We start from the raw sequence: 23,050 nt of genomic DNA on the forward strand, positions 1-23,050 counted from the left end.
TCATGAGCGCCTATATTGCCCGCCGCATCCTCTTGATGATCCCGACGCTGCTGGGGATCCTCTTCGTGTCCTTCATCGTCGTGCAGTTCGCGCCGGGCGGCCCGGTCGAGCGCGTGATCGCGCAGCTCTCGGGCGCCGACACCGGCGGCAGCTCGCGCATTTCGGGCGGCGGCGATTTCGCGCAACGCGCGCCGGGGCAGTTGGGGGCCGGCGGCGATGCCATCAACTCGAAATATCGCGGTGCGCAGGGCCTCGATCCTGATTTCATCAAGAAGCTGGAGGCGCAGTTCGGCTTCGACAAGCCGGCGCCGGAACGCTTTCTCCTGATGGTGTGGAACTTCGCGCGCTTCGATTTCGGCAAGAGCTATTTCCGCGACGTCAGCGTGATCCAGCTGATCAGGGAGAAGCTGCCGGTCTCGATCTCGCTCGGGATCTGGCTGACGTTGATCACCTATCTGATCTCGATCCCGCTCGGCATCCGGAAGGCGGTCAAGGACGGCACGCGCTTCGACACCTGGACGTCGACCGTTCTTGTGCTTGGCTATGCCATTCCCGGCTTCCTGTTCGCTGTCCTCCTCATCATCCTGTTCGCCGGCGGCTCCTTCTTCAACTGGTTCCCGCTGCGCGGACTGACCTCGGACGGCTGGTCGCAGTTTCCCTGGTACTGGAAGATCATCGATTATTTTTGGCATCTGACGCTGCCGCTGATCGCCATGGGGCTCGGCGCGTTCACCACCATGACGTTCCTGACCAAGAACTCGTTCCTGGACGAGATTCGCAAGCAATATGTCATGACCGCGCGTGCCAAGGGGTGCGGCGAGGGCCGGGTGCTTTACGGCCATGTCTTCCGCAATGCGATGCTGATCGTGATCGCCGGTTTTCCCGGGACCTTCATCCACGCCTTCTTCTCGGGCTCGCTGCTGATCGAGACCATCTTCTCGCTGGACGGGCTCGGGCTGCTCAGTTTCGAGAGCGTGCTCAACCGCGACTATCCCGTGGTGTTCGGCACGCTCTACATCTTTTCGTTGGTCGGCCTCGTGATCAACCTGATCTCCGACTTGACCTATATGTGGATCGACCCCCGGATCGATTTCGAGGCGCGGGAGGTCTGATGACGATTACCGCGCCGACGCCCATCGAGACCACGACTCAATCCCCAATGGGGGAGGTCGTTCCGATCACGCGCAAGTCGTTCGCCCCTTCGCCGCTCAACAAGCGGCGCTGGCAGAATTTCAGGGCGAACCGCCGCGGCTACTGGTCGTTCTGGATCTTCATTATTCTGTTCGTGGTCTCGCTGTTCGCCGAGCTCATCGCCAACGACCGGCCTTTCCTGATCAAGTTCGACGGCCGGCTCTATTGGCCCGCCTTCGTGACTTATTCGGAAACGACCTTTGGCGGCGATTTCGAGACGGCGGCCGACTACCGCGACCCCTATTTGCAGAAGCTGATCAAGGACAAGGGCGGCAGCATCGTCTGGCCGCTGATCCGCTATTCCTACGACACCCACAATCTCGATCTGCCGACGCCGGCGCCGTCGCCGCCGACCTGGATGCTGACCGAGAAGCAATGCAAGCCGGTGGTGGAGAAGAAGGGGCTGAAGAGCTGCCGCGACCTCGAATATAACTGGCTCGGCACCGACGATCAGGGGCGCGACGTGGTCGCGCGGCTGATCTATGGCTTCCGCATTTCGGTGCTGTTCGGCCTGTGCCTCACCATCGTCTCATCCGTCATCGGCATCGCGGCGGGGGCGGTGCAAGGCTATTTCGGCGGTCGGGTCGATCTCATCTTCCAGCGTTTCATCGAGATCTGGACAGCGATTCCCTCGCTGTACCTTCTCCTGATCCTGTCCTCGGTCCTCGTGCCCGGCTTCTTCGTGCTGCTGGGTATCCTGTTGCTGTTCTCCTGGGTCTCGCTGGTCGGTCTCGTGCGGGCCGAGTTCCTGCGCGGGCGCAATTTCGAATACATTCAGGCGGCGCGGGCGCTCGGTGTCTCCAATCCGGTCATCATGTTCCGCCATCTGCTGCCGAACGCCATGGTCGCGACCATGACGTTCCTGCCTTTCATCGTGTCGAGTTCGGTGATGACGCTGACGGCGCTCGATTTCCTGGGCTTCGGCCTGCCGCCGGGGTCGCCTTCGCTGGGCGAATTGCTGTCCCAGGCGAAGGCCAATGTGCAAGCACCTTGGCTCGGCTTCTCCGGTTTCTTCTCGGTCGCAATCATGCTGTCGCTCTTGATCTTCATCGGCGAAGCCGTGCGCGACGCCTTCGATCCGCGCAAGACGTTCAGGTAAACCTATGGACGCGATGAACCAGCCCCTGCTCAGCGTGCGCGATCTCTCGGTGGCCTTCCACCAGGGCGGCGCCACCACGCTCGCGGTCGACAAGATCTCGTTCCAGATCAAGCGCGGCGAATGCGTCGCGCTGGTCGGCGAATCCGGTTCCGGAAAATCGGTCAGCGCGCTCTCGATCCTGAAGCTGCTGCCCTATCCGAACGCCTCGCATCCCTCGGGCAGCATCCGCTTCAAGGGCCAGGAGCTGATCGATCAATCCGAGCAGCAGATGCGGGAGATTCGCGGCAGCGACATCTCCATCATCTTCCAGGAGCCGATGACCTCGCTCAATCCGCTGCACACGATCGAGGCGCAGATCGGTGAGATCATCCAGCTGCACAATCCGACCAGCAATGCCGAGGCGCGCAGGCGGACGCTCGAATTGCTGACGCAAGTCGGCATTCCCGAGCCCGAGACGCGGCTGAAGAGCTATCCGCACCAGCTCTCTGGCGGCCAGCGCCAGCGCGTGATGATCGCAATGGCGCTCGCCAACGAGCCGGACCTCTTGATCGCGGACGAGCCGACCACGGCGCTCGACGTCACCGTGCAGGCGCAGATCCTGGCGCTGCTCGCCGAGATCCGTTCGCGGCTCGGCATGAGCCTGCTCTTCATCACCCATGACCTCGGCATCGTGCGCCGCATCGCCGACACCGTCTGCGTTATGAAGGGCGGCGTGATCGTCGAGCAGGGGCCGGTCGAGCAGGTCTTCAGGAGCCCGAAACATCCCTATACGCGCGACCTGCTCGCGGCCGAGCCGAAGCCCGATCCGGCGCCGCCGCAGCCGGGTGCGCCGGTGGTGATGTCGGCCAATGAGCTGAAGGTGTGGTTTCCGATCAAGCGCGGCTTGATGCGCAAGACGGTCGGCCACATCAAGGCGGTCGACGGCGTCAGCGTCGCCGTGCGCAAGGGCGAGACCCTCGGCGTCGTCGGCGAATCAGGCTCAGGCAAGACCACGCTGGGGCTCGCACTGCTACGGCTGATCTCTTCGAACGGCCGCATCGTGTTCCTGGGCAAGGACATCCAGGGCCTGCGCTTCAAGGAGATGCGGCCCTTCCGGCGCGATATGCAGATCGTGTTCCAGGATCCGTTCGGCTCGCTCTCACCGCGCATGTCGATCGCCGACATCATCGCCGAAGGCCTCTCCGTGCATCAGCCCAATCTCTCGCGCGAGGAGCGCGAGGCGCGCGTGGTCAAGGCGCTCGAGGATGTCGGGCTGAAGCCGGATACCCGCTACCGCTATCCGCATGAATTCTCCGGCGGCCAGCGCCAGCGCATCAGCATCGCGCGGGCGGTGGTGCTGGAGCCGGATTTCGTCGTGCTGGACGAGCCGACCAGCGCGCTCGACATGCTGTTCCAGGCGCAGATGGTCGATCTGTTGCGCGAGCTTCAGCGCAAGCGCGACCTCACCTACATGTTCATCTCGCACGATTTGCGCGTCGTCGCCTCGCTCGCCAGCCATCTCATCGTGATGCGCGGCGGCAAGGTGGTCGAGGAGGGACAGGCGGCCGAGCTCTTCAAGAATCCGAAGACGGATTACACCCGCGCGCTGTTCGCCGCTGCGTTCCGGCTGGAGACGGCGGGGAATGGGGCGGTTGCGACGTAGCGTTTGGTAGGGTGGGTTAGGCGAAGCCGTAACCCACCACTTCTCTATCCGCGGAAGCTGAAGAGTGGGTTACGCCAGCGGACTGCGCCGCGCGCAGCCGCGAGCTAACCCACCCTACGGGGTCTCGCTATAGCCGCTTGATCGCGACGATCTCGCAGCCAGTCGCCTTGATCCGCGCGATCGCCGGCTCGATCGGCTCGATCACGGTCGCCATGTGGTGCGCATTGGCGTGAACCATGGAGCTGGCGTCGCGGACGATGGCGACATGGCCCTTCCAGAAGATCAGATCGCCGCGTAGCAAGCTGCCCCGCTCGTGCGGCTCCAGCTCGCGGCCGAGCCCCGCCTGCTGCATGTCGCTGTCGCGCGGGCAGCCGATGCCGGCAGCAGTCAGCGAGACCTGCACCAGGCCCGAGCAATCGATGCCAAAACTGCTCTTGCCGCCCCAGAGATAGGGCGTGCCGGCGAAGCGCTCGGCGACGGCGACGAAATCCGGCTCGCGATGATCGAGCGGGGCAAGATGCGTTTTCGGCAAGAACGTTCCTTCGCGCGTCACCGCGAAGGCGCCGTCCTCGCGCACGATCGTAAGCTTTGATCCCAGCACCAGCGTGTCCGTCGGCGGCAATTTGATCGAGGGGCCGGGGAAGGCAAATGTTCGCAGCGCGCTGACCACGTGGGTCGGGGCGGCCGCGGGCTTCATGAGCGCTGCATCCGGCAGCCAGCCGACATAGCCGTCGCCATTGAGCTGGCCCCAGGTCCAGCCTTCGGCGTTGCGGTCGTAGATGGTGACGCGCTCGCCGCGCAGCGCCTCCGTCATCAGCATCGCGTTCGGGAATGGCTGCTGGCGCACCGGCGCGATCGCCTCGACCACCTCGAATTCCTCGCCGGTGACGAAGCGATCCGCCTCAACCTTGCCTTCGAGATATTTCGCGGCGATGTCGCCCCGCGCCGGCGTCAGCCGCGGGTCATGCATAGCGTTCGCTCAAGAGTGCGTAGATGGCGCGTGCGGCCTGGCACTCGCCGCCTTCGGGCCGCGCCGGCTTCGCCGACGGCGTCCAGCCGTAGATATCGACATGCAGCCAGCTCTCGGCGTGCTCGACGAAGCGTTGCAGGAACAGCGCGCAGGTGATCGAGCCGGCGAAGCCGCCGGACGGCGCGTTGGTGATGGTCGCCGTCTTGGAGTCCAGCCAGGCATCGTAAGGCGGCCACAGCGGCATGCGCCACAACGGATCGTTCTCCTTCACCGCGCAACGCGCGACGTCGGCAGCCAGCGTCTCATCATTGGTGTAAAAGGGCGGTAAATCCGGCCCCAGCGCAACGCGCGCCGCGCCGGTCAGCGTGCCCAGGTCGATCAGCAGCTCCGGTTTCTCCTCATCGGCCAGCGCCAGCGCGTCGGCAAGCACGAGCCGGCCTTCGGCGTCGGTATTGCCGATCTCGACCGTGATGCCCTTGCGCGAGGTGAAGATGTCGAGCGGGCGCAAGGCGTTGCCGGCGACCGCGTTTTCCACGGCTGGAATCAGCACGCGCAGCCGCACCTTCAGCTTCGCATCCATCACCATGCGTGCGAGCGCGAGCACGTTGGCGGCGCCGCCCATGTCCTTCTTCATGATCAGCATGCCGCTCGACGGCTTCAGGTCGAGACCGCCGGTGTCGAAGCAGACGCCCTTGCCGACCAGCGTCACCTTGGGATGAGCCGGATCGCCCCAGCCGATGTCGATCAGCCGCGGCGCGCGGCTGGAGGCCATGCCGACGGCGTGGATCAGCGGAAAATTCGTCTTCAGATCCTCTCCGATGGTGCAGGCGAAGCTTGCGCCGAATTCGGCGGCGAGCGCTTGCGCGGCTGCGGCGAGCTGCTCCGGTCCCATGTCGTTGGCCGGTGTGTTGATGAGATCGCGCGCCAGCATCGCCGCATCTGCCATGCGATCGATTTCGGTCGCCTCGACTCCATCCGGCGGCACCAGCCGGACGTCGGGCCTGTCAGCCTTGCGGTAGTGGGCAAAGCGGTAGCTGCCGAGCGCGAAGGCGAGCGCCGCCAGCCGTGCATCGTGCGGTGCATTGACAAAACGATAGGTGCCCGGCGGCAGCAGGCCGGGCAGCGCGCCCGGCCGGAACAGGTCGCGCGATCGGGCGCCCTCGTCCTCGAGGCCGAACAGCACCTGTGCGATTGCGCCATCCGGCGCGGGCAGCGCGAGATAGCCGCCGGGCTTGGCGGCAAAGGCGCTTGCGGTGGCGAACTGGCGTTGCGCCGGCGGCAGCACCTCAGCGACCTGATCCCAGCTCGATTTGGTGACGAAGGTGATCGGGATGGCGGTGGGCGACGTCTCGAAGACAGAAGGCATTGGCGGGTCCGGATCGTCAGATCAAGCAGGTCGTAGGAACGAGACTTCGCAGAGTTTCGCCGCCGCCGCAATCGGCTTTGCTTTCACCGGTCAGCGAGCCGCTACTCGCAGTGCGGGGGCCATGCTAGGTTCCGAGGACGGCCGCCAGCTGTTGGAGTTCGCCGGCGGCCGACGAGCCTGCCGGGAGGAATTGCAATGGAATTCGTGTGGAGCGTGGTCACATTCATCGGCCAGGTGATCGAGGCGATCTTCGGCTATGTCGAGCACCATCATTGGATCTTCGCGTTCCTCGCCGGCGGCTACGTCTTCTATCTCCACGACCGCTCCGTCCACGCGCGGTTCGATGCGCTGGACAAACGCATCGATGAAATCCGCAAGCGGCTTGCCATTGAATATTGACCGGGCGCGAAGACGCCATCGGAAGGAGTCGAAGTCCAGCTTCAGGCGCTACGGAGAGTGCAATTACTGCGGGACCTGAACGAACAGGCGAAGGTGCTCGGCCTCGATCTCGGGCCCGGCGGGAAGGTGCCGCCGCAGACGCCGCCGTGAGCGGTGCGACTTGCCCGGTGTTAACTGGCCGTTAGGGTTAACAGTCTATTGCTGGCGCGTTCGGCTCGATCAATCGGCTCGAGAGTCAAAGCGTCATGCGTCAACGGTTCAGTCTTGCCAGGCTTCTTGCGTCCACCTCGCTGATCGCGGCAGTGGCTACGGGCCTCGGCGGCTGCACGGGCATGTCGAAGCTCTCCGAGGTCACGGGCTCGGTCGGGCCGCGGGCGGAAGCCGCTCCCGCCGATCCCGCGCGCGCTGTCGAAGTCTATGGCGAGCGCTATCGTGCCAATCCCAAGGATGCCGGCGCCGCGCTCGCCTATGGCCAGGCCTTGCGCGCCAACGGGCAGCGTGCCCAAGCCGTCGCCGTGCTGGAGCAGGCGACCATCGCCAATCCCGGCAACAAGCCGCTGCTCGCCCAGTACGGCCGCGCGCTCGCCGACAACGGCAATTTCCAGCAGGCCTTCGACGTGTTGTCGAAGGCGCATTCGCCCGACAATCCGGACTGGCATCTGCTTTCGGTGCAGGGCACTGCGCTCGATCAGATGGGCCGGCACGACGAGGCGCGCTCCTATTATGCGAGCGCCCTGAAGATCGCGCCGGGTGATCCCGGCGTCCTCTCCAATCTCGGCCTGTCCTACATGTTGACGAGGAACCTGCCCAAGGCCGAAGAGGCGCTGCGACAGGCTTACGCTTCGCCGCGCGCGAGCGCCCGGGTGCGGCAGAATCTCGCTCTGGTCGTCGGCCTCCAAGGGCGCTTCGCCGAGGCCGAGACCATCGTCAAGGCGGACCTGCCGCCGGACCAGGCCGCAGCCAACGTCGCCTATCTCAAGGAAATGCTGAACCGCAACGACGCCCCGCGCGGCGCACCGAAGCGGACCCCGGTCGCTTCGCTCAGCCAGCCCGATTGATCGGCTTGAACTTGACGTCGCCGGCGGACGGCGCGGCGCGTCAGTGCAGCTCGGTGATCTTGATGCCCGTCGGTCCGAGAATGACGACGAACAGCACCGGCAGGAAGAACAGGATCATCGGCACCGTCAATTTCGGCGGTAGCGCAGCGGCCTTCTTCTCGGCCTCATTCATGCGCATGTCGCGGTTTTCCTGTGCCATGACGCGCAGGGAATGCCCGAGCGGCGTACCGTAACGCTCGGCCTGCTGAAGCGCGAGACAGACCGACTTGACGCCTTCGAGCCCGGTGCGCCGCGCCAGGTTCTCATAGGCCATCTTCCGGTCCTGCAGGTAGGACAGTTCGGCCGTGGTCAGTGCGAACTCCTCCGACAGCGCGATTGACTGGCCGACAATCTCGGTGGAGACCTTCCGGAACGCCATTTCGACCGACATGCCGGATTCGATGCAGATCAGCAGCAGGTCGAGCGCGTCGGGAAAGGCGCGCTTGATCGAGAGCTGGCGCTTGGAGATCGCGTTCTTGAGGAACAGCATCGGTGCCTGCAGGCCGAGATAGGCCGCGCCGACGCAGATGCCGATCTTGATCGGCATCGTCTGCTTCATGTGCGCGATCAAGAAGACGTAGACGGCGGCACCGATGAAGAGCCCGATCGGAGCGACCATGCGGGCAAACAGGAAGGTGATGTAGGGCGCCTGGCCGCGGTAGCCGGCCATGATGAGCTTGTCGCGGGCGGCTTCCTGCGCGAGCCATTTGGTGAGGTTGAAGTCCTCGACCACCTTGGAGACGAGCTGCTTCGGCGTCTGGCGCAGCGACACCTTCTCGTTCTTGTTGAGGCGCTCGCGCTCGCGCTGCCGCAGGCGTTCGCGCTCGCTCGCCACCGCCTTCATGCGCTTGGAGAGTCCCTCGCCGGCAAACAGCGGCATCACCAGCGTATAGACGGTGGCGCTGGCGGCAATGGCCGCCAGCAGCATGGTCATGAAGCGGACGTCATGTAGCTTCGAAACGAGAAACTCGACCATACGGCACCGTCAGAAATCGAAGTTGATCATCTTCTTCATCACCATGATGCCGATCGACATCCAGACGACGCAGCCGACCAGCATCAGCTGACCGGTCGGGTGGGTCCAAAGCAGCGAGATGTAGTGCGGCGTCGTGAGATAGACGAGGAACATCACGATCGGCGGCAGCGAGCCGATGATGCCGGCCGAGGCCTTGGCCTCCATCGACATCGCCTGAATCTTCTCCTTCATCTTCTTGCGGTCGCGCAGCACCTTGGAGAGGTTGCCGAGCGCTTCGGAGAGGTTGCCGCCCGACTTCTGCTGGATCGAGATCACGATGCCGAAGAAATTCGCCTCTGGGAGCGGCATGCGGTCATACAGCCGCGAGCAGGCCTCGCCGAGCGGCATGCCGATCGCCTGCGTTTCGATGATCTGGAGGAATTCGCTGCGCAGCGGCTCCGGTGAATCGGCGGCGACAACCTTGATCGACTCGAACAGCGGCAGGCCGGCCTTGATTCCGCGGACGATCACGTCGACCGCATCGGGCAGTGCCGCCAGGAACTTGGTCTCGCGACGCTTCTTGAGGAAGCCCAGCGCCCAGCGCGGCAGGCCGAAGCCGCCGGCAAAGCCGAGGCCGGCGGCGCCGAGCAGGCCGCCTCCGACGAACAGAGCAGCCGCGAACAGCACGCCCGCCACGACGGCGGACACGACCCAGAATTTCTGCGGGGTCCAGTCGAGCCCCGCCTGAGAGAGGCGGACGCTGAGCGGGACTCTCTTCTCCTGCTGGCGCCGCGCCTCGAGATCCTTGAGCGAAGTCTCGACCTGCTCACGGCGCGATCGTTGGCTCTTCTCGGTCTGCTTGGCTGCGGGCGTGTCGGCACGCGCGATCGAAGCGCGGCGGTTTTCGGCCTTTCGCTCCCCTGACAGGAGTGGATAGAGGAAGACCCAGGCGATGCCGCCGACGGCAGCCGTGGCGAGAAATGCGAGGGCGAGGACCTGCATCTTCATGACGCTGACCTGCTCATGTTGTCGGCGCCAATTCCGCGGCGTCGAGCGCGGCGGCAAGGCGCTTCTCTTCGCCGTAATAGCGGGCGCGTTCCCAGAATTTCGGGCGGCCGATGCCGGTCGAGCGGTGCCGGCCGATGATCTTGCCGTTGGCGTCTTCGCCGATCAGGTCGTAGAGGAAGATGTCCTGGGTGATGATGGTGTCGCCTTCCATGCCCATCACTTCGGTGATGTGGGTGATGCGGCGCGAGCCGTCGCGCAGGCGCGCGGCCTGGACGATGACGTCGATGGATGCGCAGATCATCTCGCGAATGGTGCGCGAGGGCAGAGAGAACCCGCCCATGGTGATCATGGATTCGCAGCGCGACAGCGCCTCGCGCGGATTGTTGGCATGCAGCGTCCCCATCGAGCCGTCATGGCCGGTGTTCATGGCCTGAAGCAGGTCGAACGCCTCGGGTCCGCGGACTTCGCCGACGATGATGCGTTCGGGGCGCATACGCAGGCAGTTGCGCACCAGCTCGCGCATGGTGACCTGGCCTTCGCCTTCGATGTTGGGCGGGCGGGTTTCGAGCCGGACCACATGAGGCTGCTGGAGCTGGAGCTCGGCCGCGTCCTCGCAGGTGATGACGCGTTCGTCGTGCTCGATGTAGTTGGTCAGACAGTTGAGCAGCGTCGTCTTGCCCGAGCCGGTGCCGCCGGAGATCAGCACGTTGCAGCGGACCCGGCCGATGATCTGGAGGATCTCGGCGCCTTCCGGCGAGATCGCGCCGAACTTGACGAGCTGATCGAGCGTCAGCTTGTCCTTCTTGAATTTGCGGATGGTGAGGGCGGGGCCGTCGATCGCGAGCGGCGGCACGATGGCATTGACGCGGGAGCCGTCGGCGAGGCGCGCGTCGCAGATCGGCGAGGATTCGTCGACGCGCCGGCCGACCTGACTGACGATGCGCTGACAGATGTTGAGGAGCTGCTGATTGTCGCGAAAGCGGATTCCGGTGCGCTGGATCTTGCCCCCGACCTCGATGAAGACGGTGCCGGCGCCGTTCACCATGATGTCGGCGATGTCGTCGCGCGCGAGCAGGGGCTCCAGCGGGCCATAGCCGAGCACGTCGTTGCAGATATCGTCGAGCAGTTCCTCCTGCTCGGCGATCGACATCACGATGTTCTTGATCGCGATGATCTCGTTGACGATGTCGCGAATTTCCTCGCGGGCGGACTCCGAATCGAGCTTGGCGAGCTGGGCGAGGTCGATGGCCTCGATCAGCGCACCGAAGATGGTCGCCTTGACCTCGTAATAATTGTCCGAGCGCCGGCTCTCCATGGCGGGAGGCGGCGGCGCCTTGGCCGGGGCAAGCGATGGCGAGGCGACGGCCGGCGGGAGCGGGGCGCGCGATACCGTCGCCGCCGGAGCCTGGGAAGGCTCGGGCAACACGGCGCCGGGCTTGGGAGCCCGAAAGTCGGTGTCTGTTCCGCTACGCTTACCGAACACTTAACAACTCCATGCGGCGGCTTATTTTCCCCGCAACTTCTCAATCAGGGGTGAAAACAAGGACGACTTTTGTTTCTTCGTCTCGCTGCGGCCGGTCAGGCGCTGGGCGATCTGAAGGAACATCTCGATCGACTTGTGATTGGCCGAGATCTCCGCGATCATCTGGCCGTTGTTGGCCGCCGAGCCGAAGATCTGCGGCTCGAACGGGATCGAGGCGACCGGCTGGCTCTCGATCGCCTTGGCGAATTCCGTGGCGGCGATTTCGGGCCGTTTCGGGACACCGACCTGGTTCAGGCAGTAGAGCGGCGGCCGGTCGTTGGGGCGCGAGGCCTTCAACAGATCGAACAGGTTCTTGGTATTGCGCAAATTGGCGAGATCGGGCGCGGCCACGATCAGGATGTCGTCGGCTCCGATCAAGGCGCGCTTGGTCCAGCCCGACCATTGGTGCGGGATGTCGAGCACGATGCAGGGCATGGTGGAACGCAGCGTGTCGAACACGGCATCGAAGGCGTCGGAGCCGAAGTCATAGACCCGGTCGAGCGTCGCCGGCGCCGCCAGCAGGCTGAGATGGTCGGTGCATTTCGACAGCAGGCGGTCGATGAAGGCCGTATCGACGCGATCGGGTGAGAACACGGCGTCGGCAATGCCCTGTGGCGGGTCCTGGTTGTAGTCCAGCCCGGCGGTGCCGAAGGCGAGGTCGAGGTCGGCGACGACCGCATCCATCGCAAGGTCGCGCGCGATCGCCCAGGCGACGTTGTGGGAGATGGTGGAAGCGCCGACGCCGCCCTTGGCGCCGACCACGGCGATGATGCGGCCGACCGCCTTGGCTTCCGGCGCCGAGAACAGGTTGCAGATCGAGCGCACGACGTCGATCGCGCCGACCGGCGCGAGCACGTAGTCGCTGACACCGCGGCGCACCAGCTCGCGGTAGAGCATGACGTCGTTGATGCGGCCGATCACGACCACGCGGGTGCCGGCGTCGCAGACGGTAGCGAGCTGATCGAGCCCGCCCAGGAGGTCGCTGCGACCGTCGCTTTCGAGCACGATCACGTTCGGGGTCGGAGCGGAGCGATAGGCTTCGATCGCCGCCGCCATGCCGCCCATCTGGATCTTCAGATGGGCCTTGCCGAGACGGCGATCCTCGCCGGCCGACTGCACCGCGGCAGCGGTCTCCACGGTCTCGCAGAACGCCTGCACCGAGACACGCGGCGAGGGCGCAATATGCTCCTCGACCGGCGGGGGCGGTGTTTCCGGCTGCTCTTCTTGAGGCTGGCGAGCGTAGCTGATCATTTGCCGGTGTCGCTGAGTTTGGCCTTGTCGGCTTCGGGATGGAGGGTCGCCGTCGTCGTTCCCTTGCGATACTTCTCGAAGGCCGTGGTGCGACGCGCTATATAAGTCGGTGTTTCAGCCCTCGGTTGCTCGAGGTCCGACGGATTGTCGACCATCGCCGCGAGGTTGCGCTGATAGGCGCAGCCGTAATTGTAATAATCCTTGTTCTCGAACCAGCTCTTGTTCTTGATCGAGGGGCCGATGTCGTCCGGCCACAGGCCGCAGGGGCCCGCGACCGCGGCGATCTTGGAGTAAGTCAGTCGGATCGGCGGCAGGAAGCGCCTGTCTTCCGGCTGATAGGGGCGAACGATGACGCCGCGCGGCGGAACGCCTGCCGCCGCCAGCATCGCCTGGATCTCACGCATGGTGTCCGCGACCGGTCGCGCGTTGGGCGTGCCGGATGGCATGTCGATGCGAATGGCGCCGGTGCCCTCGTGCAGCCAGGCCGAGGCAACGCCCATCACGTCGGCGCGCTGGGCGGCGGTCAAGCCGCCGCGTGCGTGACCGACGAAGACGACGATCGAGCGGTCCTGCTCTTCGATCGCGATCGGATGGCGCTGCTTGTAATCGTCGGGAATGGAGGCGGTGACCGCTTCGTCGTGCTGGCAGCCGCCGAGCGCGAGCGCCATGCCGACGAGCGCGCCACCGAGGCGGATGGCGCGTTTGCGAAGCTGGGGTGGTCTTGTGATCATCGTGAAGTCCCCGTTCCGCTTCAGTCGGTGATGAAGCCGTAGGTGCCGCGGTAGTTCCTGGCCGGTTCGGTCCGGCCGGGCACGCCGTAGATGCGGTTGATGTTGCCGAGCAACTCGGCCTGCGGATCGGCAGGGGCGGCGAAGCCGTCATCCGGGCGCGACAGGTCCTTTTGCGCGACCGCGCGAACGACATAGGGCGTCACGATCACGACCAGTTCGGTTGCGTTGTTGACGAAGTCGCGGCTGCGGAACAGCGTGCCGAGAATCGGGAGCTGCATCAGCCCCGGCAGTCCGCTGACCGCCTGCTTGGTCTGCTGCTGGATCAGGCCGGCCATCGCCATCGCGCCGCCCGAGGGAATTTCCAGCGATGTCTCGGCGCGGCGCGTCCGGATCGAGGGCACCGTCAGCGAGTTCACCGACGTCGAGGTCACGGCCTGGGACAGCGTGATCGCATTTTCGTTCGACAGCTCCGAGACCTCGGTCATGACGCGCAGGCTGATCTTGCCCTCGCTCAGAACCACCGGGGTGAAGTTGAGCGAGATGCCGAACTTCTTGAAACTGATCTGGGTGGTACAAACATGCGTGGTCGGGTCGCAGGCATAGCCTGCCGGCACCGGGAATTCACCGCCGGCAATGAAGGTCGCCGACTCGCCGGAGATTGCGGTCAGGTTCGGCTCGGCCAGCGTACGGATCACGCCCGCGGTCTCCATCGCGCGCAGGGTGGCCTGCACGGTCGGCGTCGCGCCGAACTTCGTGGTCAGGTTGTTGCCGTCCACGAGGTTCTTGCCGAGAGCCGTGAACGGATTCGAGTTGGAGAAGCTCACCACCGAGGTGCCGTAGTTCAGGTTCGCGGAGAGGTCGATGCCGAGCTGCTTGACGATGTTGCGCTGGACTTCCGCCACCGTCACCTTCAGCATGACCTGGTCGCGGCCGCGGACCACGATCGAGTTCACCACTTTGTCGGCGCTGCCGGCGAGCCGTGCGGCGAGATCGTTGGCCTGCTGCGCTTCCAACGGGTTCGCCGCCGTGCCAGTCAGGACGATGCCGTCGCCGAGGCCGTCGATCTGGATGTCGGAATTGGGCAGGATCTGCTTCAGCGCGGCCCGCACGCCGTTGAGGTCGCGCTTGACCGCGATGTCATAGGCCGCAATCTGCTGGCCGGCGGAATCGAAGAACACGATGTTGGTCTGGCCGACGGTGGCGCCGATGATGTAGGCGCGCTGCGCCGAGCGGACCACGGCATTGGCGATCTTGGGATCGGCGACCAGCACGTCCTTGATGTCGCGCGGCAGGTCGATCACGACAGACTTGCCGATGCCGAGCGAGAGGAAACGCGCGTTCATCTGGCCGTCGGCCGCGACCGGCGCCACGGGACGGTAGTCGGCGGCGACCACCGGGCTGAGGGCCGGGTTGAGCGTCAGCGCGAGGGCGGCCGAAAACGACAGGGCGCGAACCAGTGAGGTTCGCATCGTCGCCAGATTTGCCCTGCATTTCATATCGACTGCCTTCATCTTGCTTTCGCCGTCTGACTTGGAATGCCGTAGCGAATGATCGAAACGCCGTCGCGCTTCTGTGCGGATTCGTCGAGCGTGATCTCGCTCATCTTGACGTCGGCTATGCTGCGCAACGCCAGCGACAGCGTTCCGGCCTGGCGGGCCGACGAAAGCGCCTGGGTCTGCGCGGGATTGAGCTCCAAGGTCACGGTCTTGCCGACCACCGTGTTCTGGCCGTCCTTCTCCTTCGGCGCCTGGTCGATGGCCAGGACGCGAACGTTGGTCAGGATGATCTCGGAGGTGACGATGTCCGGAGCACCGTTGCTCTGGTCCGGATTCTTGAGGCGGCGCGTGAGGATCACATCGACGCGATCGTTGGGCAGGATGAAGCCGCCTGCGCCAGTCTCCGGCGAGATCTCGGTCGAGATCGCCCGCATGCCGCTCGGCAGGATGGCCGCCATGAAGCCGGAGCCCTCGGCCTTGACCAGCTTCTGGTCGCGGATCGGCTCACCCTGAATGAAGGGAGCGCGCGCGATCGAGCCGGTCACCTGGGTCACGCCATCGGGACGCTCGTTGCGGCGGATGAAAGTGGCGCTGGCGGTCGCGGCCGGCCAGGTCTGCCATTGCACGTCTTCCGGCTTCACGGTCTGGCCGAGACCGATGTCGTTCTTGGCGACCAGGACGTCGACGGTCGGAAGCTGTGCGACCGGAGCCGGAGGCGGCGCAGAATTGTCCGTGCCGCTCGCCAGGTACGCGGCGACGCCGCCGGCGCAGATGGCGACCGTCAGGACGACAATGCGTGCCCTATTCATACGCTTCACTTTCCAACAAAACGCCGCGACGCTGCCGCCGCCGTGATCGGCAGTTGACCAGCTATTCGTCAAAGCATGGTTAATGAGGCGTATCTAAATCGCCTTAACGCCGGGTTTATCCGGTGCGTTCAGCGCAGCGCGAGGTGAGCGAGATCGATCGCCTTCACCCATTCGGTCTCCGGGTAAACCATCAGCGCGCTCAGTGCGAGCGCGATGCCATAGGGAATGCCGCTCTCCTTGGCGTGCAGCCGTGCGAGCCAGGCTTGGCCCGCCAGTCCGTAGGGCAGCGGCCACTGCCGGAACTGAAGCAGAAGCAGCGTCAGCGCCCCGCCGAACAGCGAGGCGTAGAGCAGGAAGTTCATCAGATGTGCAAAGCCGAACCAGAGTGCGACGGAGGCCGCGACCTTGGCATCGCCGCCGCCGACCCAGCCCATCGCAAAGCAAGTGAAGGCCACGACCAGCAGAAGTGCGCCGGCACCGACATGGCTCAGCATCTCATAAGGTGCCATGCCACCGGCGAGAGCGAGGGCGAAGAAGCCGGCGACCAATGCCAGCGACACGCGGTTCGAGATCGTCATCGTGAAGAGGTCGCTCGCGGCGGCGAACGCCATGAGAGCCGGGAAGAGCAGAAGGCGCGCAAGGTCGAGGATCATGGGCTGCGTCTTGAGGCCTGTTGTGTCGCCGAAGCTGGCGGCGCGGATGCTAGCCGGCAGTGCTAAACAAACCGACAACGGCAGCCGGGCGGCGAGGCTGGCCCCGCCGCGAGCGCGCTCACCAGAGGCTGGCAATGCGTACGGCAAGCACGACAGTCGCAAGCAGCAGCGCAAGGCAGACCCAATAGGCCGGCGAGCCGGTCTGCGCCGCCTCCGCCTCGTTCGCCGCGACCGCGGCATCGGTTCTGTACTCGCGCAACGCCACTGGAACTCGCCGTCTTCAGAAAAACAAAGGCCCCGGAGATCCGGGGCTTTTGCGAATCGCTCGTCGGTCGCTTACTTCAGCGAGCTGCTGATCGAGCCGAACTTGGTGTTCAGCGAGCTGCCGAGATTGTTGACGACGGTGATGATGGCCAGCGCGATGCCGGCGGCGATCAGGCCGTATTCGATGGCGGTGGCGCCGGATTCGTCCTTCGCGAAACGCGCAATAAGGTTCTTCATGAACAAAACTCCGTCTGGGTGGGATCGCCTCGTTCGGCGCTGTCTTTGACGCGACGAAGATGAGAGTCGAGCTCTTTCGGTAGCGTTAATTCATTCGAGCAAATCCGCTCGTTGCGCGATGCTTTTGGCCAGAGTGAATTTCGTCTTAAGGCGGCCGTTGAATTCGGCCCGGTTCCGAATGCAGCGCACGCGCCGGCCGGCTTCACCCTCCCTTAAATCTAGCGGAGTAGGCCTAGGCGGGACCAGCAATTCGGAAGTGAGGCGACGATGTCGAGCCTGCCCATGCAAGTTGCCCTGATGCTCGGCGAGACCATCGCGAAGGTGGTCCCCGTCACCCTGGTGCTCGCGGCAGTCTTCACCGTGCTCGAGCATTTCTGGGCCTGCAATCCCGGCGCGCCGTGGTGGCGCAAGCGCGAGATCCTCACCGACATCTGCTACTGGTTCTTCGTTCCCGTGTTCGCCCGCACCATGCGGATCGGACTGCTGATCGCCGGCGCCGGCGTCGTCTTCAACATCCACGAGGCCGATGAGCTCATCGCCTTCTACGACAATGGCCATGGCCCGCTGTCACAGCTGCCGCTGTGGGTGCAGGCCGTGCTGTTTCTGGTGCTGTCCGATTTCATGCTGTACTGGCTGCACCGGCTTTTTCATGACGGCGGGTTCTGGAAGTACCACGCAGTCCATCATTCGTCGGAGGAGATCGGCTGGATTTCCGCGGCGCGCTTCCATCCGGTCAATCTCATGCTCGGGACGATCAGCGTCGACGTCGTGCTGCTGATGGCCGGTATCTCGCCGAACGTCATGATCTGGGTCGGCCCGTTCACCACCTTCCATTCGGCCTTCGTGCACGCCAACTTGAACTGGACCTTCGGAGCGTTCAGATACGTGCTGGCGACGCCGGTGTTCCACCGCTGGCACCACACTTCGCTCGCAGAGGGCGGCGACACCAATTTTGCCGGGACATTCCCGATCTGGGACGTGCTGTTCGGCACCTTCCGTATGCCGGAGGGCAGGCTGCCGCAGGATTACGGCAAGGACGAAGCGACCATGCCCAAGGAAATCGGCGGCCAGCTCGCCTATCCGTTCCGCCGCTAGGGCATGATCCGGAAAAGTGTGCAGCGGTTTTCCGAAAAGATCATGCTCAAACAATAACCTAAAGCGCGATGACGATTCGTCTCATCGAGCTTTAGGGCGGCGTCAACGCCTCCGAGGGCTACAAAGCGCTGGTCCCTTCAAACAATAGTCGGCGAGTTTGCGGAACGTTCACGAATTAAGGGCAGGTTAGCCGGGTCGGGCACCGGCTCCGCTGTATCTGATCGTTTCTGCCGGTTTGTGACGTCCCGGGGGTAAGTGTAATGCGTAAAGAGTTGCTGCGCCGTCAGGCGCGCGTTTGCCTTCTGGTTGCGGCTGCGGTGCTGGCATCGCCTGGTGCCGGCGTTGCCGAGCCGACCGCCGATACCATTGCCGTCAATGTCGACCAGGCCAAGCTGGTCCGGCTCCCCGGCAAGGTCGCGACCATCGTGGTCGGCAATCCCCTGATCGCCGACGTCACGCTGCAGCCCGGCGGCATGATCGTCGTGACCGGGAAGGGTTATGGTGCCACCAATTTCATCGCGCTCGACCGGGGCGGCGAGATCCTGGTCGACCGCCAGATCCAGGTCGAAGGTCCGAGCGACCGGCTCGTCACCGTCTATCGCGGGATCGAGCGCGAGTCCTACAGCTGCATGCCGCTTTGCCAGCGTCGCTTGACGCTCGGCGACAGCGACGCCTACTTCAACCACACGATGACCCAGGCAGGTTCGCTGAGCAACAATGCCAGCGGGGCTGCTGGCGGGGCCGCCAAGACCAACTAACAGGACCGATTGGCGCTTTGCCCGGGAGGATCTCGGTCCACCCGGAAAGCTCGCGCGCGGGCGCAAGAATTCTTCTCTGTGCCGCGGGTCGTCCGTGGTTAACGCACCTCTACGGCCTGCACGACGCTACTGAGCGCAGCCACTTCCTTCCGACATGAAAAAGGCCGTGCGTTGCGCACGGCCTTATTCCTTGGCTCGCCTGAGCCGGCCCGAGTCAATATCCGGGCGAGAGGCCCGGCAGGCTCAGCCCGCGGCGCGGAGGTTGTCCGCTGCCGACTTGCCGGAGCGGCGGTCGGCCACGATCTCATAGGAGACCTTCTGACCTTCGTGCAGCGAGCCGAGGCCCGCGCGCTCGACGGCGCTGATGTGAACGAACACGTCCTTGCCGCCATCGTCGGGCTGGATGAAGCCAAAGCCCTTGGTCGCGTTAAACCACTTCACGGTTCCCATGCTCACTGGGGTAGTCCCTTCTAGATAACACAATGTAAGAGCCCGCTCGCGCAGGCAGGTTAGATCGAATTTTGGAAGGGTCGTCAGCGTGTCTGAACCGGCTGTACCGGTGGATGCTAATGTCGTCCGGCCGAAAATCGATTAATTCATTTTATCGGAATTAAAGCCTCAAAACAATCCTGACGCGCACGATTTTTTGATCCGCCGTGATGTCACGGCGGATCAGGTACGGATCGGAATTCTACTGCCGCGCTCGCGCGCGAGAACCGATTAGCGGCGGCGGAACTGGCCGCCGCGCTGGCCGGGACGCGGCGGTCCACCCGCCGCGCTGGGACGTTCGTCCTTGTGGCGGAAAATCAGCCGCCCCTTCTCGAGGTCATAGGGCGACATTTCCACCGTCACGCGGTCGCCCGCGAGCGTCTTGATGCGGTTCTTCTTCATCTTGCCGGCGGTATAGGCAACGATCTCGTGTCCGGCGTCGAGCTGCACGCGGTAGCGGGCGTCGGGGAGGATTTCGGTGACCAGTCCTTCGAACTGGATCAGCTCTTCCTTAGCCATGAATTTCTCCAGGTCGTGGACAGCTAGTGCGAATAGGGTTTGCGGTTCGGTTGGCCGTTCGGCCGACTCTCCCGGCGCAAAAAGGCAACGCCTTGTATCCCATCGGAGGTCCCGGCGCTATGCGCGGAACGCTGTTCCGGGCGGTCTGCAGGCGAGGAATGCATCTGAGTGCCGGAGCGGCGGCGACGTGAACCCTTTGAGGCCTTCGGGCCATTGCCGGGCCGTCCGTCAGCATGCCTGGCCTCGCCATGCCGTCCCTCGCCGGGCCGGCCGTCGCTCGGCTTGCCGCCGCTATGGTGGCGCCCGTCGGCATGCCTTTCGTCGGCACGCCGCCCGTCACCGTGCCGTGCGCCTTGCGGACGCTGGCCCGGGCGGCCGCCCGGCCGGCCCTGTCGTTGCTGCGACGGGGGAGGGCCCGCATCGCGGCGGCCGGCATCGGTGCGGAGATCTTCCCGCGGCAGCGCCACGCGGATCAGGCGCTCGATGTCGCGGAGATAGCTGAGCTCTTCGCCGCCGGCGACGAGCGAGATCGCGGTGCCGTCGGCGCCGGCGCGCGCGGTGCGGCCGATGCGGTGGACATAGGTCTCGGGCACGTTGGGCAGATCGAAATTGATGACGTGGCTGATGCCGTCGACGTCGATGCCGCGGGCGGCGATGTCGGTGGCGACCAGGGTGCGGATCTCGCCCGAGCGGAACTGGGCGAGCGTGCGCTCGCGATGGTTCTGCGACTTGTTGCCGTGGATGGCATTGGCGGCGATGCCCGCCTTGGCCAGCGTCTTCACCACCTTGTCGGCGCCGTGCTTGGTGCGGGTGAAGACCAGCGCGCGGTTGATCGGCTCGTCCTTCAGCAGCTTGGTGAGGAAGGCGGGCTTGGCCGAGAAATCGACCTGGAGGATGCGCTGGTTGATCCGCTCGGCGGTCGAGGAGACCGGGGTCACCGCGACGCGGGCGGGATCACGCAGCATGGCGTCCGCGAGCTCGGCGATGTCCTTCGGCATGGTGGCCGAGAAGAACAGCGTCTGCCGCTTGATCGGCAGCTTGGCGACGATTTTGCGGATGTCGTTGATGAAACCCATGTCGAGCATGCGGTCGGCCTCGTCGAGCACGAGGAATTCAACGCTTGAAAGCTTCAATCCGTTGCTCTGCACGAGGTCGAGCAGGCGGCCGGGGGTGGCGACGAGCACGTCGACGCCCTGCATCAGGGCGCGGACCTGGCGGCCCATCGGAACCCCGCCGATGGCGAGCGTCGAGGACAGGCGGATGTGGCGGCCATAGGCGTTGAAGCTGTCGAGGATCTGCCCGGACAGTTCGCGGGTGGGCGACAGCACCAGCACGCGGGCCGTCTTGGGCTGCGGCTTGATGCGGTTCTCAAGCAGGCGATGCAGGATCGGCAGCGCGAAGGATGCGGTCTTGCCGGTGCCGGTCTGGGCGATGCCGACGACGTCGCGGCCGGTCAGCGCCAGCGGGATGGTCTGGGCCTGGATCGGGGTGGGGGTGACGTAATTCTCTTCACGAAGAGCGCGCGCGATGGGTTCGGCGAGGCCGAAATCCTGGAACGAAGTCAAAAGAGGGGTACTTTCCATGTCAAAAGCGGGCGCCCGGCGCATTCGGCGCGGCGCGCGCATAGGGTGTCGAGAAGACACCTGCGTGTTTGGGGTGTCGGATGGGCTTGGGAGATATGGGGCAAGCCAGAGGCCCGTAGGGCCTTAAGAACACGCAGCTCGCAACGACGGCTTGATTCGCAAGCAGTCTCGACCGCTCATATGGAACATCGCAGGGGCGCTTTCAAGGCAAGCTCGCCTCAAACGGCGGTTGCAGTGCAAAAATAGTTATGCCGGAAATTTAGCCAGAATTGGCAATTTGCATAAAAAATAGACTGCCTGCCGCTTTCGCATACATTTCAGTTGCCCAGGGTTTAGGCGGACAGACTGCGGCTAAACTTGGAATTCTGGTTGTTTTTCAAGCAAATCCAATGGCTTGAGAGGTGCTCAGTCCATGGCATGGTTCTTGCGAATCCGTTAATCGCAGGCGGCCGTGGGGCCGTTTCGCAGCGTTTTCACGTCTGCGTCAGGGAGATGATACACTCATGCTTAGCAAATCCACTCACGATATAGCGGCGTCATTTAGCCGCCGCGGCGTCCTCGCTGCGACCGCCGGACTGATGCTCGGTCTGGCTTCATTGACTGGCGCCAAGGCCGCAGACGACACCATCAAGGTCGGCGTGCTTCACTCCCTTTCCGGCACCATGGCCATCAGCGAGACCACGCTGAAGGACACCATCCTCTTCCTGATCGACGAGCAGAACAAGAAGGGCGGCGTGCTCGGCAAGAAGCTCGAAGCCGTCGTCGTCGACCCCGCTTCCAACTGGCCGCTGTTCGCCGAGAAGGCGCGCGAGCTGATCACCAAGGACAAGGTCTCGGTCGTGTTCGGCTGCTGGACCTCGGTGTCGCGCAAGTCGGTGCTCCCGGTCTTCAAGGAGCTGAACAACATCCTGTTCTACCCCGTGCAGTACGAGGGCGAGGAGAGCGAGCGCAACGTGTTCTACACGGGTGCTGCGCCGAACCAGCAGGCGATCCCCGCCGTCGACTATCTGATGAAGGAAGAGAAGGTGAAGCGCTGGGTGCTCGCGGGCACCGACTACGTCTATCCGCGCACCACCAACAAGATCCTGGAAGCCTATCTGAAGTCCAAGGGTGTCGCCCAGGAAGACATCATGATCAACTACACGCCGTTCGGTCACTCCGACTGGCAGACGATCGTGGCCGACATCAAGAAGTTCGGCTCGGCCGGCAAGAAGACCGCGGTGGTCTCGACCATCAACGGCGACGCCAACGTTCCCTTCTACAAGGAGCTCGGCAACCAGGGCGTCAAGGCCAAGGACATCCCGGTGGTCGCGTTCTCGGTGGGTGAGGAAGAGCTCGCCGGCATCGACACCAAGCCGCTGGTCGGCCATCTCGCCGCCTGGAACTACTTCGAATCGATCAAGACCAAGGACGGGTCGAACGAGAAGTTCATCAAGGACTGGCAGGCCTACACCAAGAACCCGAAGCGCGTGACCAACGATCCGATGGAAGCGCACGTGATCGGCTTCAACATGTGGGTGAAGGCGGTGGAGAAGGTGAAGTCGACCGATCCGGACAAGGTGATCGACGCGCTTCCCGGCATCGAGGCGCCGAACCTGACCGGCGGCGTGTCGAAGATGCTGCCGAACCACCACATCACCAAGCCGGTGTTCATCGGCGAGATCAAGGGCAACGGCCAGTTCGACGTGGTCTGGAAGACCCCGGGCCTCGTTGCCGGCGATGCCTGGTCGAAGGAGCTGGACGGTTCCAAGGACCTGATCGGCGACTGGGTCGGCAAGAAGTGCGGCAACTTCAACACCAAGACCAACAAGTGCCTCGGTTCGGGCTCCTGATCCCGACCTGACGCACCATGACACGATCGGAGAGGGCGGCGATCCCGCCGCCTTCTCCAACCATTTCTGCCGGGGTCATTCACA

The 23,050-nt window shown here is 64.3% G+C and carries 23 protein-coding genes; 8 read left to right on the plus strand and 15 right to left on the minus strand.

Going from position 1 to position 23,050, the window contains the following annotated elements; all coding sequences use genetic code 11:
• The first annotated feature begins 2 nt into the window (after window positions 1-2).
• The 3 genes from AAE027_RS33140 to AAE027_RS33150 are packed head-to-tail and all read left to right on the plus strand — an operon-like array spanning window position 3 to window position 3,932.
• A complete protein-coding gene (locus AAE027_RS33140; protein ID WP_128940026.1) occupies window positions 3-1,112 on the plus strand; it encodes a microcin C ABC transporter permease YejB in 1,110 nt (369 codons plus the stop codon).
• Window positions 1,112-2,290 (plus strand): ABC transporter permease, encoded by a 1,179-nt coding sequence (locus AAE027_RS33145; RefSeq protein ID WP_370987967.1) that lies wholly within the window; start codon window positions 1,112-1,114, stop codon window positions 2,288-2,290. The genes AAE027_RS33140 and AAE027_RS33145 overlap by 1 nt, the downstream gene beginning before the upstream one ends.
• A 4-nt stretch (window positions 2,291-2,294) precedes the next feature.
• On the plus strand, window positions 2,295-3,932 hold the full coding sequence (locus AAE027_RS33150) for an ABC transporter ATP-binding protein (RefSeq protein ID WP_370987968.1): 1,638 nt from the start codon (window positions 2,295-2,297) through the stop codon (window positions 3,930-3,932).
• 127 nt (window positions 3,933-4,059) lie between these two features.
• Here AAE027_RS33150 and AAE027_RS33155 read toward each other — a convergent pair whose 3' ends face one another.
• A complete protein-coding gene (locus AAE027_RS33155; RefSeq protein ID WP_370987970.1) occupies window positions 4,060-4,902 on the minus strand; it encodes a C40 family peptidase in 843 nt (280 codons plus the stop codon).
• Window positions 4,895-6,268 carry a leucyl aminopeptidase family protein gene (locus tag AAE027_RS33160; RefSeq protein WP_370987971.1) on the minus strand — a complete coding sequence of 458 codons (1,374 nt, stop codon included), beginning with the start codon at window positions 6,266-6,268 and terminating at the stop codon, window positions 4,895-4,897. The genes AAE027_RS33155 and AAE027_RS33160 overlap by 8 nt, the downstream gene beginning before the upstream one ends.
• 195 nt (window positions 6,269-6,463) lie before the next feature.
• Here AAE027_RS33160 and AAE027_RS33165 point away from each other — a divergent pair, with 195 nt between their 5' ends.
• Window positions 6,464-6,667 carry a hypothetical protein gene (locus AAE027_RS33165; protein ID WP_091881223.1) on the plus strand — a complete coding sequence of 68 codons (204 nt, stop codon included), beginning with the start codon at window positions 6,464-6,466 and terminating at the stop codon, window positions 6,665-6,667.
• Between the two features lie 245 nt (window positions 6,668-6,912).
• Window positions 6,913-7,725 (plus strand): tetratricopeptide repeat protein, encoded by an 813-nt coding sequence (locus AAE027_RS33170; protein WP_370987972.1) that lies wholly within the window; start codon window positions 6,913-6,915, stop codon window positions 7,723-7,725.
• Window positions 7,726-7,765: 40 nt separating this feature from the next.
• Here AAE027_RS33170 and AAE027_RS33175 read toward each other — a convergent pair whose 3' ends face one another.
• The 10 genes from AAE027_RS33175 to AAE027_RS33220 all read right to left on the minus strand — a co-directional run bounded on the left by AAE027_RS33175 (window position 7,766) and on the right by AAE027_RS33220 (window position 16,690).
• Window positions 7,766-8,740, minus strand: a complete 975-nt coding sequence (locus AAE027_RS33175; RefSeq protein WP_370987973.1) for a type II secretion system F family protein — start codon at window positions 8,738-8,740, stop codon at window positions 7,766-7,768.
• 9 nt (window positions 8,741-8,749) lie between these two features.
• Complete coding sequence (locus tag AAE027_RS33180) at window positions 8,750-9,727, minus strand: type II secretion system F family protein (protein ID WP_370987974.1); 978 nt, start codon at window positions 9,725-9,727, stop codon at window positions 8,750-8,752.
• A 13-nt stretch (window positions 9,728-9,740) separates the two neighbouring features.
• Entirely contained in the window at window positions 9,741-11,210 is a 1,470-nt protein-coding gene (locus tag AAE027_RS33185; RefSeq protein WP_091881232.1) for a TadA family conjugal transfer-associated ATPase, read from the minus strand.
• Between the two features lie 21 nt (window positions 11,211-11,231).
• Window positions 11,232-12,500 (minus strand): CpaE/TadZ family protein, encoded by a 1,269-nt coding sequence (locus tag AAE027_RS33190; RefSeq protein ID WP_091881234.1) that lies wholly within the window; start codon window positions 12,498-12,500, stop codon window positions 11,232-11,234.
• Window positions 12,497-13,231 carry a CpaD family pilus assembly protein gene (locus tag AAE027_RS33195; protein WP_370987975.1) on the minus strand — a complete coding sequence of 245 codons (735 nt, stop codon included), beginning with the start codon at window positions 13,229-13,231 and terminating at the stop codon, window positions 12,497-12,499. Before AAE027_RS33195 ends, AAE027_RS33190 begins: the two co-directional genes overlap by 4 nt.
• A gap of 20 nt (window positions 13,232-13,251) precedes the next feature.
• Window positions 13,252-14,727 (minus strand): type II and III secretion system protein family protein, encoded by a 1,476-nt coding sequence (locus AAE027_RS33200; RefSeq protein ID WP_370988019.1) that lies wholly within the window; start codon window positions 14,725-14,727, stop codon window positions 13,252-13,254.
• Between the two features lie 11 nt (window positions 14,728-14,738).
• Complete coding sequence (cpaB, locus tag AAE027_RS33205; RefSeq protein ID WP_370987976.1) at window positions 14,739-15,536, minus strand: Flp pilus assembly protein CpaB; 798 nt, start codon at window positions 15,534-15,536, stop codon at window positions 14,739-14,741.
• A 128-nt stretch (window positions 15,537-15,664) separates the two neighbouring features.
• On the minus strand, window positions 15,665-16,189 hold the full coding sequence (locus AAE027_RS33210; protein WP_128940034.1) for an A24 family peptidase: 525 nt from the start codon (window positions 16,187-16,189) through the stop codon (window positions 15,665-15,667).
• A gap of 118 nt (window positions 16,190-16,307) precedes the next feature.
• On the minus strand, window positions 16,308-16,448 hold the full coding sequence (locus AAE027_RS33215; protein WP_370988022.1) for a hypothetical protein: 141 nt from the start codon (window positions 16,446-16,448) through the stop codon (window positions 16,308-16,310).
• 77 nt (window positions 16,449-16,525) lie between these two features.
• The gene (locus AAE027_RS33220) at window positions 16,526-16,690 is read right to left on the minus strand and encodes a Flp family type IVb pilin (protein WP_014498224.1); all 165 of its coding nucleotides are present in this window, start codon (window positions 16,688-16,690) and stop codon (window positions 16,526-16,528) included.
• Between the two features lie 267 nt (window positions 16,691-16,957).
• On the opposite strand from AAE027_RS33220, the gene AAE027_RS33225 reads away from it, so the two are divergent.
• Window positions 16,958-17,785 (plus strand): sterol desaturase family protein, encoded by an 828-nt coding sequence (locus AAE027_RS33225; RefSeq protein ID WP_370987977.1) that lies wholly within the window; start codon window positions 16,958-16,960, stop codon window positions 17,783-17,785.
• 260 nt (window positions 17,786-18,045) lie between these two features.
• Window positions 18,046-18,543 carry a pilus assembly protein N-terminal domain-containing protein gene (locus AAE027_RS33230; RefSeq protein ID WP_370987978.1) on the plus strand — a complete coding sequence of 166 codons (498 nt, stop codon included), beginning with the start codon at window positions 18,046-18,048 and terminating at the stop codon, window positions 18,541-18,543.
• Between the two features lie 243 nt (window positions 18,544-18,786).
• On the opposite strand, the gene AAE027_RS33235 is transcribed toward AAE027_RS33230, so the two are convergent.
• The 3 genes from AAE027_RS33235 to AAE027_RS33245 all read right to left on the minus strand — a co-directional run bounded on the left by AAE027_RS33235 (window position 18,787) and on the right by AAE027_RS33245 (window position 21,158).
• Window positions 18,787-18,999 carry a cold-shock protein gene (locus AAE027_RS33235; protein ID WP_370987979.1) on the minus strand — a complete coding sequence of 71 codons (213 nt, stop codon included), beginning with the start codon at window positions 18,997-18,999 and terminating at the stop codon, window positions 18,787-18,789.
• 264 nt (window positions 19,000-19,263) lie between these two features.
• The gene (gene infA / locus AAE027_RS33240; RefSeq protein ID WP_092292310.1) at window positions 19,264-19,551 is read right to left on the minus strand and encodes a translation initiation factor IF-1; all 288 of its coding nucleotides are present in this window, start codon (window positions 19,549-19,551) and stop codon (window positions 19,264-19,266) included.
• A gap of 23 nt (window positions 19,552-19,574) precedes the next feature.
• Window positions 19,575-21,158 (minus strand): DEAD/DEAH box helicase, encoded by a 1,584-nt coding sequence (locus AAE027_RS33245; protein WP_370987980.1) that lies wholly within the window; start codon window positions 21,156-21,158, stop codon window positions 19,575-19,577.
• A gap of 479 nt (window positions 21,159-21,637) precedes the next feature.
• Between AAE027_RS33245 and urtA the strand changes: the two genes are divergently transcribed.
• Window positions 21,638-22,966 carry an urea ABC transporter substrate-binding protein gene (gene urtA, locus AAE027_RS33250; RefSeq protein ID WP_370987981.1) on the plus strand — a complete coding sequence of 443 codons (1,329 nt, stop codon included), beginning with the start codon at window positions 21,638-21,640 and terminating at the stop codon, window positions 22,964-22,966.
• Window positions 22,967-23,050: the final 84 nt, after the last annotated feature.

The sequence above is a fragment of the Bradyrhizobium sp. DN3 genome (assembly GCF_041357655.1).
In the GTDB taxonomy this organism is placed as follows: Bacteria; Pseudomonadota; Alphaproteobacteria; order Rhizobiales; family Xanthobacteraceae; genus Bradyrhizobium.

Coding starts and splice junctions, on each gene's coding strand:
- AAE027_RS33140 (WP_128940026.1), top strand. CDS start 3: ATGAGCGCCTATATTGCCCGCCGCATCCTCTTGATGATCCCGACGCTG.
- AAE027_RS33145 (WP_370987967.1), top strand. CDS start 1,112: ATGACGATTACCGCGCCGACGCCCATCGAGACCACGACTCAATCCCCA.
- AAE027_RS33150 (WP_370987968.1), top strand. CDS start 2,295: ATGGACGCGATGAACCAGCCCCTGCTCAGCGTGCGCGATCTCTCGGTG.
- AAE027_RS33155 (WP_370987970.1), bottom strand. CDS start 4,902: ATGCATGACCCGCGGCTGACGCCGGCGCGGGGCGACATCGCCGCGAAA.
- AAE027_RS33160 (WP_370987971.1), bottom strand. CDS start 6,268: ATGCCTTCTGTCTTCGAGACGTCGCCCACCGCCATCCCGATCACCTTC.
- AAE027_RS33165 (WP_091881223.1), top strand. CDS start 6,464: ATGGAATTCGTGTGGAGCGTGGTCACATTCATCGGCCAGGTGATCGAG.
- AAE027_RS33170 (WP_370987972.1), top strand. CDS start 6,913: ATGCGTCAACGGTTCAGTCTTGCCAGGCTTCTTGCGTCCACCTCGCTG.
- AAE027_RS33175 (WP_370987973.1), bottom strand. CDS start 8,740: ATGGTCGAGTTTCTCGTTTCGAAGCTACATGACGTCCGCTTCATGACC.
- AAE027_RS33180 (WP_370987974.1), bottom strand. CDS start 9,727: ATGAAGATGCAGGTCCTCGCCCTCGCATTTCTCGCCACGGCTGCCGTC.
- AAE027_RS33190 (WP_091881234.1), bottom strand. CDS start 12,500: ATGATCAGCTACGCTCGCCAGCCTCAAGAAGAGCAGCCGGAAACACCG.
- AAE027_RS33195 (WP_370987975.1), bottom strand. CDS start 13,231: ATGATCACAAGACCACCCCAGCTTCGCAAACGCGCCATCCGCCTCGGT.
- AAE027_RS33200 (WP_370988019.1), bottom strand. CDS start 14,727: ATGAAATGCAGGGCAAATCTGGCGACGATGCGAACCTCACTGGTTCGC.
- cpaB (WP_370987976.1), bottom strand. CDS start 15,536: ATGAATAGGGCACGCATTGTCGTCCTGACGGTCGCCATCTGCGCCGGC.
- AAE027_RS33210 (WP_128940034.1), bottom strand. CDS start 16,189: ATGATCCTCGACCTTGCGCGCCTTCTGCTCTTCCCGGCTCTCATGGCG.
- AAE027_RS33220 (WP_014498224.1), bottom strand. CDS start 16,690: ATGAAGAACCTTATTGCGCGTTTCGCGAAGGACGAATCCGGCGCCACC.
- AAE027_RS33225 (WP_370987977.1), top strand. CDS start 16,958: ATGTCGAGCCTGCCCATGCAAGTTGCCCTGATGCTCGGCGAGACCATC.
- AAE027_RS33230 (WP_370987978.1), top strand. CDS start 18,046: ATGCGTAAAGAGTTGCTGCGCCGTCAGGCGCGCGTTTGCCTTCTGGTT.
- infA (WP_092292310.1), bottom strand. CDS start 19,551: ATGGCTAAGGAAGAGCTGATCCAGTTCGAAGGACTGGTCACCGAAATC.
- AAE027_RS33245 (WP_370987980.1), bottom strand. CDS start 21,158: ATGCGCCGGGCGCCCGCTTTTGACATGGAAAGTACCCCTCTTTTGACT.
- urtA (WP_370987981.1), top strand. CDS start 21,638: ATGCTTAGCAAATCCACTCACGATATAGCGGCGTCATTTAGCCGCCGC.